The sequence below is a fragment of the Mesorhizobium sp. M6A.T.Ce.TU.002.03.1.1 genome (assembly GCF_003997275.1).
GTDB lineage: Bacteria > Pseudomonadota > Alphaproteobacteria > Rhizobiales > Rhizobiaceae > Mesorhizobium > Mesorhizobium mediterraneum.
Map to the genome: position 1 here is coordinate 60,768 of NZ_RZTI01000009.1, position 13,773 is coordinate 74,540.

The window sequence follows — 13,773 nt, forward strand, 5'->3', positions numbered from 1 at the left end:
CTAGACTTTCTCCATGACGGTGCGCCCAAGCAGGCCGGCCGGGCGGAAGATGAGCACGGCGATGACGAGCAGGAAGACGAACACCAATCGATAGGAAGCACCATCGGGCACAAATGTCTGCGCAAGCACCTCGATGCCAGCGATGATCAGTCCGCCCAGTATGGCGCCCGGCATCGAGCCGAGGCCGCCGATTACCGCAGCGGAAAAGCCGAGCAGGCCGGCCATGACACCGAAGTCGAACCGTGTCACGCCGGCATAGCTCGCGAACAAAAGGCCGGCAGTGGCGCCGATCGCTGAGGCGATGAAGAAAGTTGCACGAAAGACGCGTGCATCACGGATGCCCATCATCCGCGCCACGATCCGGTCCTCCGAGGCCGCCCGGATGCGCAGGCCGAGCGGGGTCAAGCGCAGGAAGACGAACAGCATGACCACCAACGCGACGGTCAGCACAACCACGAGCAGCGCGAACCAGCTGATGGCAACGCCGGAGACTTCGAAAGCCATGCCCGACACCAGGCGCGGGAAGGCATGCGGGTTTGATCCCTGTGGATAGAGATGACGGATCAGTTCGCGGATGACGATACCCAGTGCCACCGTCGCCACCAGCGCCATCATGGCAGGGGCGTCGCGAAAGCGCCTGATAACCAGCTTGTCCAGCAAGACGCCTATCAATCCGACGGCGAACATGGCTGCCGGAACCGAAATCACCAGCCAAGCGGGGCTCGAGGCCCCAACTGCCGTCGCTAACGCCTGGGCGAGCGCCAGCGAGATGAACGGCGCCGTCGTTGCGACGTCGCCGTGAGAGAAATGAATGACGTTGAGGACACCGAAGATCAGGCTAAATCCTATAGCCAGCAAGGCATAGATGCAGCCAAGGGTTATCCAGTTCACCAGCTGCTGGACAAGCAGTTCCGTCATCGTGCTCGCCTCCATCGGGAGCAGACGGGTATCAACCGCCATGCCGTGCGGACAGAACGAATCTCCGAACTCACGAGTCACAATTTCCGAATTTCATCACCGAATACGCGCCAATACACTGATGATCAGCCGACGATCACGATCGGCCGGGTCGCTACGACGGCGGCAGATAATTCTATTGAGGTGGAACCATGCAAAACAGGCGCAGCGCGCTTATCCGCGTATCGTCAATTCTGGCTGGGTCTCTGTTCGCCATTGCACTGGGCGCCGCCCAGGCTCAGGCCGACCAGATCAAACTCGGCTTCATTGGACCGCTCTCCGGCGGAAACGCCCAGCAGGGTCTGGGCGCCCGCAACGGTTTCCTGCTCGCGATCGAGCAAGCCAATGCCAGCGGTTATCCGCACCAGGTGGAAGGCATCGTCCTCGATGATGCCTCCGATCCGGCCGTCGGCGTTTCAGCGGCCCAAAAGCTGGTCAACGATCCGTCGGTGATTGCCGCGACCGGACATTGGAACAGCTCGGTCGCGCTGGCGACGATCCCGGTCTTCAATCGCGCGCAGATGCCGTTCATCATTTGGGGCGCGGTCAGCCCGAAGATCACCGAGCAGAATTTCGCGAACGTGACCCGCGTGACGCCAACGCTGGTCAACGAAAACAAGCCGCTGGCCGAAGCCATTGCCAAACAAGGCAAGGTCAAGAAGATCGCGATCATCTCCGACACGACCGACTACGGCGCGGCCAACACCAAGTGGTTCGGCGATTTCTTCAAGGCTGCTGGCGGAGAGATCGTCTCGTCGGACGCAGCCGCGGTCGGCACCACCGATTTCCGTGCCATGCTGACCACGGCGAAGGCGGCGGCGCCTGATGCTGTCTACTTCGGTGGCGTTGTCACCGAAGCAGCGCTTGTGCGCAGCCAGATGGCCGACCTTGGAATAGGCAGTCTGCCCATGTACGGAATTTCGGGCATATACGATCCGAAGTTCATCGAGATCGCAGCCGCAGCCGCCGAGGGCACGATTGCGGGAACCCCGGCCGTACAGTCGAACCCGAAGCTCGACGAATTCAGTAAGGCCTATGAAACCAAGGGCTACACCGATCCTGCCGGTTCCTACGCCAAATATGCCTATGAGGCCACGCAGATGCTGCTCGATGTCATCAAGGAAAAGGGCATCGACGACAAGGAGGCCCTGAGCAAAGCCATTCGTGACATCCATCACAACGGCATTCTGGGAGAAGTCTCGTTCGACGCGAACGGACAAACAAACATGGCCATCGACGTCGACATGTTCGTCGTCCGCAACGGCAAATGGGAGAAGATGTAGCCTCTGATCGACGCCGCGCCCACCCTTGGTGGCGCGGCGTTGAAAATCCTTCATCGCCCGAGCTCGCAAAGACTTACCGGAGCGCCCAGACCATGAATGACGAGGCCTGCCTGCGCGCACCTCGAAAGGCTGTCGAGATCAAGGGCGTGTCCAAGGTATTCGGCACCTATCAGGCGTTGAAGCCCGTTTCCTTCGACATCTACGACAATGAGTTCTTTACGCTGCTTGGCCCGAGCGGCTGCGGCAAGACCACGCTGTTGCGCATGATCGCCGGCTTCGAGCAGCCAACGACGGGGCAAATTTTCCTGCACGGATCAAATATACAGGGACTGCCGCCGCATAAGCGGCGGGTCAACACCGTGTTCCAGAGCTACGCCCTGTTTCCGCACATGAGCGTTGAACAGAACATCGGCTTCGGGCTTGAAAACCTGGGTTGGTCAAAGGACCGCCGCGATGCGCGCGTCGCTGACATGCTTCGTCTGGTCCATATGGAGGCATTTGCCGGGCGCAAGCCGCAGCAATTGTCGGGCGGCCAGCGCCAGCGCGTCGCGCTCGCCCGCGCATTGGCGCCCGAACCGGAAGTCCTTTTGCTCGACGAACCCCTCTCGGCACTCGACCTGAAGCTACGCCAGGCTATGCGCGACGAGCTGCGCATCCTGCAGCGCAAGACCGGTATCACCTTCGTCTTCGTCACCCATGACCAGGAAGAAGCTCTCGACCTGTCGGATCGCATCTGCGTTCTCGGCGATGGCGAAATCCAGCAGCTTGGCACGCCTGCCGCGATCTACGAGGAGCCGTCAAACCGCTTCGTCGCCGACTTCATCGGCGAGACCAATTTCCTCGACGCCGAGGTGATTGCCGTCGACGGCGAGCAGGCGACCGTGACAACGCAGCTCGGCATGACCTTGACGGCTTCTCACAAGAAAGCAGTCGCCGGCCAGAAGGCCTTCATGTCGATACGCCCGGAGAAAATCAGCCTGCCTGCCCAGGACAACCCGATAGCTGTCGATGGCACGATCATGGGCACCAATTATCTCGGCGGCTACACATACTATCTCGTTGAAACGGGCGGCATCAGGCTGCGCATTTCCAAGCGCAACAGTGTCAGCCGCGGCCAGATGTTCGAGATCGGGCAGTCGGTGAAAGTCGGCTTTGCCGCCGAATCCGTGCGGATCCTCGGTGCATGACGCGGCATATCAAGAGCCCGGGCTGGAACGTGCTGGGGCTTTTGCCGACGCATCTGATCATGTTCCTCACATTGATCATACCGGTCGGCATCATCGTTCTCGTCTCGTTCTCTACCCGTGGACCGTATGGTGGTTTCGAATATGTTTTCACCACCGCACCCTACAAGCAGATACTGTTCAATGAAGGCTGGGCGGGCGAGCTCGAATTTAATCCACAATATCTGATCGTCGTTGCGAGAACTCTCCTGCTTTCGGCCGGGACGACGCTGATCTGCTTGGTCCTCAGCTTCCCGGTCGCCCATTTCATCTCGTTGCAAAAGCCGTCGCTCAAGGTCGCTCTGATCTATCTCGTAACCTTGCCGTTCTGGGTCTCGATGATCGTGCGCGTCTACTCCTGGATCATCATTCTCGGCAATGAAGGCGTGATCGAAAAGACGTTGCGCGCGCTCGGGTTGATCGATGATATGGACAGTTTGCTGTTCGGTGACACCGCCATGCTGATCGGCCTCGTTTACAGCTACATCCCGCTGATGATTTTGCCGATTTTCGCCTCCATCGAGAAACTCGACCCGGCGCTTATCGAGGCATCGCACGATCTTTACGGAAGCCGCCTCATCACGCTACACCGTGTCATCCTGCCTCTCTGTCAGCCGGGAATGCTGGCTGGCGCTATTCTGGTCTTCGTTCCGTGCCTCGGCGCAGTGCTGGAGCCGACGCTGCTCGGCGGCGGCAAGTCGATGATGATGGGAAATCTGATCCAACTGCAATTCGGCGCGGCGCGCAATTGGCCGTTGGGCGCTGCCATATCCATCGTTCTGATGACGGCAGTTCTGATATTCCTTGTTGCCAGAGGATTGCGGGCCGTACGGAGGGAAACGACGGAGCTCGCACTATGACAAACGGTTCCGATGTCAGGCGCTACCCCGGTTTCGGGCTCTTCAGCCTGCTTTTCTTCGTCTATCTCTATCTGCCCATATCGGTGGTGGTATTCTACTCGTTCAACGCCAATCGCATCGTTTCCAATTGGGGCGGTTTTTCGCTTCATTGGTATACGGCGGCGCTATCCAACTCAGCGCTGGTTTCCGCCGTGAAGGTGTCACTCATCGTCGCCGTCATCGCTACCACGATCTCGACAATCGTGGCTCTAATGGCCGCATTGGTAATCGTGCGCGGAAGGGACGTTCGTTTCCGCGGCCTTTCCGAGACAGTCGTCAATCTGCCTCTGCTGCTGCCGGAAATTGTCGTTGCCGTTGCCACGCTGATCCTGTTTTCCCAGATCGGCCTCGCGAATGGCATCGTAAAGCTGATCATCGCGCATACGACTTTCTGCATCCCGTTCGCATTCCTGCCCATACGTGCCCGCCTGCAGGGCATGGATGCTGATCTGGAAGAAGCCGCGCGCGATCTTTACGCGTCGGCATGGATCGCTTTCCGACGCGTAACTCTGCCGCTCATTCTACCGGGAGTGCTCAGCGGCGCGATGCTTGCGTTCGTCATCTCGATGGACGATTTCATCACCAGCAATCTCTTGAATTCCGGCGGCGCGACCACTCTGCCCGTTTACGTCTTCTCGCTGATCAAGCAAGGCGTGTCGCCGCAGCTCAACGCAATATCGACATTGATAATGCTGGCCTCTATCGCGCTGGCGACGGTCGCTTTTCTGCTGCAGCGGCAGAGATAGCGAAGCAAGTTTTTACCTAACCACCACATCGGCGAATTCAAATTTATTGCTGGCGCATGTGGGCTATCGTTGCCTTGGAGAACAAGAAATTAAGGGGAACGACATGTTCAAAAATCCGCGTGTCACATCACTCGTCGTCGCCAGCGCGCTAGGACTGGCCTTCAGCGTCTCGGCTCATGCTGAAGGCAAGCTTTCGATCTACGCTTGGGCCGACTCCATCGCTCCGGACGTCGTCGCAAAATTCGAAAAGGAAACGGGTATCGACGTCACCGTCGATGCATTCTCGTCTAATGAGGATCTGCTGACGAAGCTCCAGGCAGGCTCCTCCGGCTACGACATCGTGACGCCCTCGCAGCATTTCGTGAAGATCATGATCGACAGCGGACTGCTCGAGGACATTGGCGCCAGCTCCATGGCTGCCTACCAGCAAATCCTGCCGGAATGGCAGAAGCCATGGTGGGATCCGACCGGCAATCATTCGATCCCGCTTGCCTTCGGCAACGCCGGCTACACCGTCAACCGCGACGTCTACAAGGGTCCGGTCGATAGTTGGAAGACCTATTTTGAGCCGCCGGTCGAACTGCGAGGTAAAATCGCCAGCCTTGCGCAACCTGACGAAGTCGTTTCGGCTGCGCAGAACTATCTCGGCATCAAATATTGCAGCGAAGATCCTCAGGAAATGAAGCGCGTTCTGGATCTCTTGCAAGCGCAGAAGCCTTACGTCGCTGCCTACTCCAGCGACAATATTGAGAACCGGATCGGTGGCGGCGAGGTTGGCGCCCACTTCTGGTGGGACGGCAATACCATGCGCGTTCGCCGCAACGACAAGGCCAACGTTGAGTACGCGATGCCTAAGGAAGGCCTGGTCGGCTGGCTGGATTCCTATGTCGTGCCGAAGGGTGCGGCCAATATCGACAATGCCAAGAAGTTCATCGACTTTATGGCTGAGATCGACAACGCGACGGACGAGTATAATTATTACGGCCATTCCTCCCCGGTGAAGATCGACGAGACGAAAGCGCTCTACTCCAAGGAAAACGCTCCCGAGCTTTTCCCAACCGTTCCGGTGAAAATGGGCGAAGCGTGTTCGCCTGCAGCCCAGGAACTTGTCACGAAAGTCTGGACGCAACTCCTCCAGTAAGGTCGGCGGGCCGGTTACCAAGATTTCCGGCCCGTTCCATTTTCTTTGAAGGCGCGGTGAATGTCGGCCGATACTTATGATTATGTCGTGGTTGGCGCAGGTTCGGCAGGCTGCGTCCTCGCCAATCGCCTGAGCGCGAACCCATCCGTGCGGGTCTGCCTCGTCGAGGGCGGCGGAAGCGACAACAGCGTGCGGGTGAGAGTGCCGGCGGGAATCCTCTCGCTCTACGGCAATCCGAATTATGACTATTGCTTTGTCGGCGTGCCTCAGCCGCACCTCGATAACCGCAGGATTCCGGTCAATCGTGGCAAGGCGCTGGGCGGTTCGAGCTCGATCAACTCGATGGTCTATATCAGGGGCGCCGCCCAAGATTATGACGAGTGGTCGCGGCTCGGCTGCACAGGTTGGGCGTATAGCGACGTGCTTCCCGTCTTCAAGAAGCTCGAGCGCAATCTGCTTGGCCAAAACCCCCAGTACCACGGCACAAGCGGAGAGCTGCTGGTCGACAGCCCACGCGATCCGAACGTGCTTTCAAAGATGTTCGTCAAAGCCGGGAACAATTCAGGCCTCCCTGTCAACAACGATTTCAATGCCGAAAGCCAGTTCGGCCTCGGGATATACAATGTCACGCAAGATCGCGGTCAGCGCTTCAGCAGTTTCACCGCTTTCGTGCGCCCGGTGCTCGATCGCAAAAATCTCACCGTTCTGAGCGAATGCGAGGTTATCGACCTCAAAATAACGGAGGCGCGTGCAGCGGGCGTAAGGGTGCGGCACCAGGGCGAGCAGAAGACGCTATCTGCTAACCGCGAGATCGTGCTCTCGGCCGGCGCGATCAACTCACCGAAGATTTTGCTAGCTTCCGGGATCGGCCCGGCGGCCGAGCTCCGAGAGATCGGCATAGATCCGATCCTTAATCTGGCGGGAGTGGGCAAGAACCTGCAGGACCATGTGGACGGCATGATCACAGTCCGCTCCTCAAGCACCAAGACGCTGGGCCTGTCGCTGCTGAATCTCCCCCGCATGTTAGCAGCGCCTTTTCAGTATTTCGTCGGCCGAAAGGGCATGCTCAGCACGAACTATGTCGAGGCCGGCGGCTTTGCCAAGACGAAGTACGCAGATGGCATTCCCGACATTCAGTTCCACTTTGTGCCCGGCTATCGCAGCCATCGCGGCAGACTGCTGGAGTATGGGCATGGGTACGCAATTCACACCTGCGTCCTTAGGCCCAAAAGCGTTGGCGAACTCAAATTGTCCGGCCATGCATCGAGCCGGGATGTCTTGATCGATCACCGGTTCTTCTCCGACGAGGAGGACGCCAAGGTGCTGGTCGAAGGCATCAAGATTGCGCGTCAAATCTTTGCCGCACCCGAGTTCGACGAGATCAGAGGCAGGGAGATGCTGCCGGGCAAGGATGTGCGTAGCGACGACGAAATCCTGGCCTATCTGCGCGCCGAAGCGCTGACCGTTTATCACCCAGTGGGAACCTGCAAGATGGGGACGGATGCGATGGCTGTCGTCGATCCGGCAACGCTCAAGGTGCGCGGCATCGCAGGCTTGCGGGTCGCGGATGCGTCTGTCATGCCGAAGTTGATCGGCGGCAACACCAATGCGCCCAGTATGATGATCGGACAGAGAGCTTCAGACATGATCTTGGGCCAGTAAACGCCGCTTTTGGTCTCGGCGTTAGAAAATACACGCATCGGACTTGGCGCCTGCCGCGCCGCGCAGGTGCTAGCGTGCGCACAATGCGTGGTCCCCATGCTGAACGGCAAAGCTGCCGACAGTAGTTGCGTATCTTGTTCTGGGGGGTGGTAAGAGTCAGAATTAGCGCGTATTAATAAGTTAGGCTTAACAAAGGCTTTCTCGGTGATGCTGTTTCAAATCACCTCTATCGCAGTCGAACTCGCGGTCTCCTACGTCACGATTGCACTCACCTATCTGGCGGCTGTGTACGCGATTTGCTCCCGCTACGGGTGAGCGCGGCCCACCAGACGCGGCAGAGGGTCCCGTTGCAACGCTGCCGGGAATCGTGCCGTCGAGCGGAATCGGCACAAATATCGGCCGGACACTAAAGCGCGTCGCGTTTGAACGGATTCATGCGACGCGCTTTAAGTTCTTGTTTTTATGCATGTCGTTATCGCAAAACCGCTGCGCACTTTTGCGCGACATGCATTAGGCAGCCAGGATTCATGATGCCCAGCGGATCGAAGGCGGCCTTGATCGCCGCAACAGCCTTCCGCTCTTCCGGCGCCAGCCATTCCCAGTAGACCGCACGTCCGCCCGACTCCGACGATCCACCTTTTCAGCGGCGCACTGACCAATAGAGATCAAAGACGATTGGGTCGTTGCGGCAGGGGAGCACCCGTGCAGAGCTTACGCGGCTTGATAGTCCCGCTCATCTGTATCGCCATTGATCTCGCAGAGCAGTCTTTCGATGTCGGCTTTCGGAAAACTGCGGCGAAGCCGGCGGTCGAAGGTCGTGAATATGCCGAAAAAGGAATTGGCGCAGTGCTCCAGCATCGTATCCGCCTCCTGCGCTGAGATGCCGAGCTGGCCTTGCAGAAAGGCGACGAATTTTCGACGTGCGATCGGATTTCGAAGCACGAAGACCGGCTGTGTGTCCCATTCGATGGGCCGATGTTCCGAGATGGAAGAAATGGTTCGCAGAGGCGCCACCAGCCGGATATCCCTCGATGACGAACCGACCTCGATCCCGATCGTATCGCCATCGAGCGTCCAGTCTCCGCGCGCCGGGTCGAAGGCGCAGAGATCCTGCGCTGTCAACTCGATGCTGACCCTGCGGCTTTCGCCGGAGCGCAGAGCAACCTTGCAGAAGCCCTTCAGTTCGCGGATTGGCCGTTTGAGGCGGGGCTTGCCGTAACGGGCGTAGAGTTGGCAGATTTCCTTGCCTTCCACCGCTCCGGTGTTGGTAACGGTAAAGCTCGCGGAAACGCGTTCACCACGCCGGATTTCCGACCGGTCCAGCGAGAGATCGGAGTAGGCGAACTCGGTAAAACTCAATCCGAAGCCGAACGAAAAAAGCGGCTCGATGTCGCGGGCATCGTACCACCGATAGCCGACATGGATGCCTTCGCTGTAAAGGTGGCGCCCATTCTCGCCCGGATAGGTGAGATAGGCCGGCATGTCCTCCATTCGTTTCGGGAAGGTCGTGGTAAGCTTGCCGCACGGGTTAACCCGGCCGAACAGGATATCGGCGAGGCCGCCGCCCATGGCCTGACCGGAAAAGAAGGTTTCGACCACGGCCTGCACCTTGTCGATCCACGGCATGACAACGGCGTCGGGGCTGGCAATGACGACAACCAGATTTGGATTGGCGGCGGCAAGCCGTTCGATCAATTCGTCATGGCCGTGGGCGAGATCGAGCGTGCGGCGGTCGGAGCCCTCGCCGTCATAGCCGCTCTCGACATTGACGAACACGATCACGACGTCGGCCCCGGCGGCACCCGTCTCGGCTTCAACAATCAGCGTCTCGCGGTCCTCGGCGATCCCGCTCGTGCCCCGGAAGATTTCGATCTGGATATCGGCGCCGGCGAGTTTGCGGATTTCGTCCAACGGCACGTCCACCGAGGTCGGTGGCGTCGTGGCGCAGCCGGAGCCCTGGATAACGGGGGTGCGGGCTCCCTCGCCCACGATCGCAATACGCTTCACCTTCGCTGGCGAGATCGGCAGGAGTGCGCCCTCGTTTTTCAGCAGAACGATGGATTCGGCCGCCATCCGGCGGGCCAGCGAATGATGCTCGGCACGATCGAAAACCCGCCCCCGGGCTTCCCCGCGCTTGGCGCGCCGGATCAGACCGAGCATGCGTGCACAGGCCTTGTCGAGCACGGCGCGGTCTATCCTGCCCGCCTTGATCGCCTCCTGCAGGTCGGCCTTGCGCGTTTCGCTTTCCGGCATGTCGAGGTCGTTGCCGGCCGCCAGCGAGGCGGGTCGATCCTTGATGCCGTGCCAATCGGAGACAACCACGCCGTCATAACCCCACTCCCCTCGCAACACCTCGTCGAGGAGCCAAGGGTTCTCGGCAGCTTGGACGCCGTTCAAGCGATTGTAGGAACTCATGACAGTCCAGGGATTGCTTTTGGCGATCGCGCGCTCGAAGCCGCCGAAATATATTTCCCGCAGCGCGCGTTCCTCGACCACGGAATCCATGGTCGTTCGCTCGACTTCGGAATTGTTGCAGGCGAAATGCTTTAACGACGCGCCGACGCCGTTCTCCTGCAGACCGCCGATGACGCCCGCCGCGAAATCCCCTGTAAGGATCGGGTCTTCGGAATAATATTCGTAGGAACGGCCGCCGAGCGGGGTGCGACGGATATTGATCCCCGGTCCGAGCAGCAGATGAACGCCAAATTCCTGGCATTCGCGTGCGAGAGCCTCGCCCAACCCACGCGCAAGGTCTGTGTCCCACGAACAGGCGATGCTGCATCCGTTTGGAAAGCAGGTCGCGGGTCTGACCTGTCCCCAGGCAATCTGCACGTCATCGGCTTTCTGGTCGACGACGGAGAGAAACGCCGCGAAATCCTGGCCCCCGGCTTCATCCTGATGGATCTGCGGGATGGAGTAACGCACTCCGTAGGTGCCGTCGGTCATGACGATCTGCGGGATGCCCAGACGCTCGATCGCCGCCGTCTTCCACATGCGGTGGCCCGAAACAAGCGACACCTTCTCCGCATCCGTCATCTCTTCGATCAGCGCATCGAACGCGCCATCCATCAGCTTTTCATACGACAACCGAAGTCTCCATGGATGCCTCGGCGGCGTTTGTGCCGCCGGTTGATTGAGTTCTCGTGTTCCTCACAGCCGCCGTTCGGTCGACGCTGAAAAGAAGGAAGCCTTCGCCATGTCGAACCGAAGGCCGACCTCCTTGCGCATCGAGCGGGCGGCATCGACGCCGAGCCTGACGCTCATGCGTTTGCCCAGGCAGTCGAACCAGCCGAGGGCATCGGCGCCCAGAAGTTCGGTGAAGGCGAGCTTGGCGGGAATGCTGTCAGGCGAACCCGGCTCGACGACGTCGATGTCCTCGCACCGAATGCCGAGCACCGCCTCGCCCGCGGTTGACGGATCTTCGAAAGGATAGGCGGAAGAGCCGATGCTGCGCTGGCCGACCAGAAAGCGCCCCGCGCCGTCCAGGCTGCCCTCAAGAAGATTCATGGCAGGCGATCCCACGAAGCCGGCGACGAAGAGGCTTGCCGGCTTCTCGTAGATCGACTGCGGAGGAGCGAACTGCTCGACCCTGCCCTTGTGCATCACGGCCACGCGATCGGCCATTGTCATGGCTTCGATCTGGTCATGCGTCACATAGATCATGGTGGACTTCAGCGTCTCGTGCAGTTGCTTGAGCTCGACGCGCGTCTCGGCGCGCAGCTTGGCATCGAGGTTCGACAGCGGCTCATCGAAAAGGCAGATGCTGGATGAGCGCACGAGCGCTCGGCCGATCGCGACCCGCTGGCGCTGACCGCCTGACAACTGGCCCGGCTTGCGGTCGAGCAGCGCCTCGATTTGCAGGAGCTTCGCCACCCAGTCTACCTTTTGCACGATCGTCGGCTTGGGCGTGCCAGCGACTTCCATGCCGAAGGAGAGATTGCGCCGCACGGTCATGGCAGGGAAAAGCGCATAGGATTGAAACACCATCGCCAGTCCCCGCTGGCTTGGCTCCAGGCCGCTGACATCGACTGCGTCGATCACGATCTGGCCGGAGTCGCAATCGTCAAGTCCGGCGATCACGTTGAGCAGGGTCGACTTTCCGCACCCCGACGGACCTAAAATGACGATGAATTCGCCGGGAGCGATCTCCATGTCGACCGAATCCAGGACGGTCAGACCGGCGAAGGATTTCCTGATTTTCCGGATGGATACACTGGACATGGCTAACCCTTCACAGCACCGGCGGCGATGCCGCGCACGAAATAGCGGCCGGAGAGGAAATAGACGATGAGCGTCGGAATGGCGGTGATGACCGCGGCGGCCATGTTGACATTGGGCGAGGCCGAACCCCGAGCATTGTTGACGATGTTGGTGAGCTGAACCGTCATCGGCAAATTGTCGTTGCCGGCGAAGATCAGCCCGAGCAGATAATCGTTCCATATGCCGGTGAATTGCAGGATCGCCACGACGACCAGGATGTTGGTCGACAGCGGGAGAATGACGGACCGGAACGTCCTGAGAAAACTGGCGCCTTCCATGCGCGCGGCCCGGCTGATCTCCTCCGGCACGCCAACGTAGAAGTTTCGGAACAGCAGCGTCGTATAAGGCAAGCCGTAGACGACATGGACAAGAATGATACCGCTATAGGTGCGGAACAGACTGAGGCTGCTCAGGATCTTCACCGTCGGATAGAGCATCGCCTGATAGGGGATGAATAGGCCGACCATGACGAGAAGCATGATCAGGTTGGCGTGGCGTGACTTCCACTGCGCCAGCGCATAGCCGTTGAGCGCGCCTGCCAGCGTCGAGATCACGACGGCTGGAACGGTGATCTTGATCGAGTTCCACAGGCCTGGGCGCACCCCGCCGCATTCGAGCCCGGTGCAAGCACTTTTCCATGCCGTCAGCCACGCATCGAAAGTCGGCTTGACGGGGAGAGCGAGAAGATTGCCCTGGCGGATTTCCTCCATCGGCTTCAGCGAGTTGCTGATCACCAGCAGCAGCGGCAGGAGAAAGAAGGCGGCCGAAGCGAAGAGAAACGCATAGAGACCGAGACGCGCCGCGCGTGGGCCGAACACGGAGCGTTCGCCAGGAAGGCTTCGCGTCACGTGCGCCTCCTGAACTCACTGTAGAAATAAGGTGCCAACAGCAAGAGCGAGAGGACCAGCATCGCGATCGAGGCGGCGGAAGCCAGGCCGAGATTGACCCGTGCGAAATAATAGTCGACAGCGAACTTCGCCGGCATTTCCGTGGCAATGCCGGGCCCTCCCTTGGTCATGGCGATGACAAGGTCGTAGCCTCGAATAACGTCCGACATCAAAAGCACGACGCAGGAAGCCACGACCGGCCGCATACCGGGAAAAATGACTTGCAGATAGGCACGCCAGAGGGGAATGCCCTCCATGCGGATCGCCTTCCAGAGGTCTTCGTCCACGCCGCGCAAGCCGGCGAGAATGATGACCATGATCAACCCGGCCGAATGCCAGATGCCGGCAATCACCAGCGTGTAGATCGCCCGGTCGGGATCGGTGAGCCAGTCGAAGCTGAAATTCTCCCAACCCATGCCGCGCACAAGCCCCTGCAAGCCGTTCACAGGGTCGAGCACCCAACGCCAGGAAAGACCGGTGACGATCAGCGATACGGCGAGCGGATAGAGGAATATGGTTCGAAACAGCGACTCGGCCCTGATGCGGCGGTCGGCGAAAACGGCAAGCAGCGTGCCGAAGGCGAGCGTGCCAACGATGTAGAGCACGCCGAAAATCACCATGTTCAGGCAAGACACCAGCCAGCGGTGGTTCGTGAAGAGCTTGATATATTGGTCGAAGCCCACGAAATTGTAAATGGGGATCAGCGGCGAACGCG

The 13,773-nt window shown here is 59.6% G+C and carries 11 protein-coding genes; 6 read left to right on the forward strand and 5 right to left on the reverse strand.

Annotation, left to right across the window (positions count from 1 at the left end):
• Positions 1 to 918, reverse strand: coding sequence for a branched-chain amino acid ABC transporter permease (locus tag EOC93_RS04920; RefSeq protein WP_095486589.1), 918 nt, complete (start codon positions 916 to 918; stop codon positions 1 to 3).
• Positions 919 to 1,109: 191 nt separating this feature from the next.
• Between EOC93_RS04920 and EOC93_RS04925 the strand changes: the two genes are divergently transcribed.
• The 6 genes from EOC93_RS04925 (at position 1,110) to EOC93_RS04950 (ending at position 7,911) form a co-directional block, all read left to right on the forward strand.
• Positions 1,110 to 2,240: a branched-chain amino acid ABC transporter substrate-binding protein gene (locus EOC93_RS04925; RefSeq protein ID WP_095486322.1), complete on the forward strand. Its 1,131-nt coding sequence runs from the start codon at positions 1,110 to 1,112 to the stop codon at positions 2,238 to 2,240.
• A gap of 92 nt (positions 2,241 to 2,332) precedes the next feature.
• Positions 2,333 to 3,427 carry an ABC transporter ATP-binding protein gene (locus EOC93_RS04930; protein ID WP_127204015.1) on the forward strand — a complete coding sequence of 365 codons (1,095 nt, stop codon included), beginning with the start codon at positions 2,333 to 2,335 and terminating at the stop codon, positions 3,425 to 3,427.
• Positions 3,424 to 4,323 (forward strand): ABC transporter permease, encoded by a 900-nt coding sequence (locus EOC93_RS04935; protein ID WP_095486320.1) that lies wholly within the window; start codon positions 3,424 to 3,426, stop codon positions 4,321 to 4,323. The genes EOC93_RS04930 and EOC93_RS04935 overlap by 4 nt, the downstream gene beginning before the upstream one ends.
• Entirely contained in the window at positions 4,320 to 5,108 is a 789-nt protein-coding gene (locus EOC93_RS04940; RefSeq protein WP_095486319.1) for an ABC transporter permease, read from the forward strand. The genes EOC93_RS04935 and EOC93_RS04940 overlap by 4 nt, the downstream gene beginning before the upstream one ends.
• Positions 5,109 to 5,211: 103 nt before the next feature.
• Positions 5,212 to 6,249 (forward strand): extracellular solute-binding protein, encoded by a 1,038-nt coding sequence (locus EOC93_RS04945; protein WP_095486318.1) that lies wholly within the window; start codon positions 5,212 to 5,214, stop codon positions 6,247 to 6,249.
• Positions 6,250 to 6,309: 60 nt separating this feature from the next.
• Positions 6,310 to 7,911, forward strand: coding sequence for a GMC family oxidoreductase N-terminal domain-containing protein (locus EOC93_RS04950; protein ID WP_095486317.1), 1,602 nt, complete (start codon positions 6,310 to 6,312; stop codon positions 7,909 to 7,911).
• 711 nt (positions 7,912 to 8,622) lie between these two features.
• On the opposite strand, the gene EOC93_RS04960 is transcribed toward EOC93_RS04950, so the two are convergent.
• The 4 genes from EOC93_RS04960 to EOC93_RS04975 all read right to left on the reverse strand — a co-directional run.
• Positions 8,623 to 10,998: a glycoside hydrolase family 3 C-terminal domain-containing protein gene (locus tag EOC93_RS04960; RefSeq protein WP_245461366.1), complete on the reverse strand. Its 2,376-nt coding sequence runs from the start codon at positions 10,996 to 10,998 to the stop codon at positions 8,623 to 8,625.
• Between the two features lie 63 nt (positions 10,999 to 11,061).
• The gene (locus tag EOC93_RS04965; RefSeq protein ID WP_127204016.1) at positions 11,062 to 12,132 is read right to left on the reverse strand and encodes an ABC transporter ATP-binding protein; all 1,071 of its coding nucleotides are present in this window, start codon (positions 12,130 to 12,132) and stop codon (positions 11,062 to 11,064) included.
• A gap of 2 nt (positions 12,133 to 12,134) precedes the next feature.
• Complete coding sequence (locus EOC93_RS04970; RefSeq protein WP_095486314.1) at positions 12,135 to 13,019, reverse strand: carbohydrate ABC transporter permease; 885 nt, start codon at positions 13,017 to 13,019, stop codon at positions 12,135 to 12,137.
• A partial coding sequence (locus EOC93_RS04975) for a sugar ABC transporter permease (RefSeq protein WP_245461367.1) occupies positions 13,016 to 13,773 on the reverse strand: 758 nt, incomplete at its 5' end. The genes EOC93_RS04970 and EOC93_RS04975, both read right to left, overlap by 4 nt.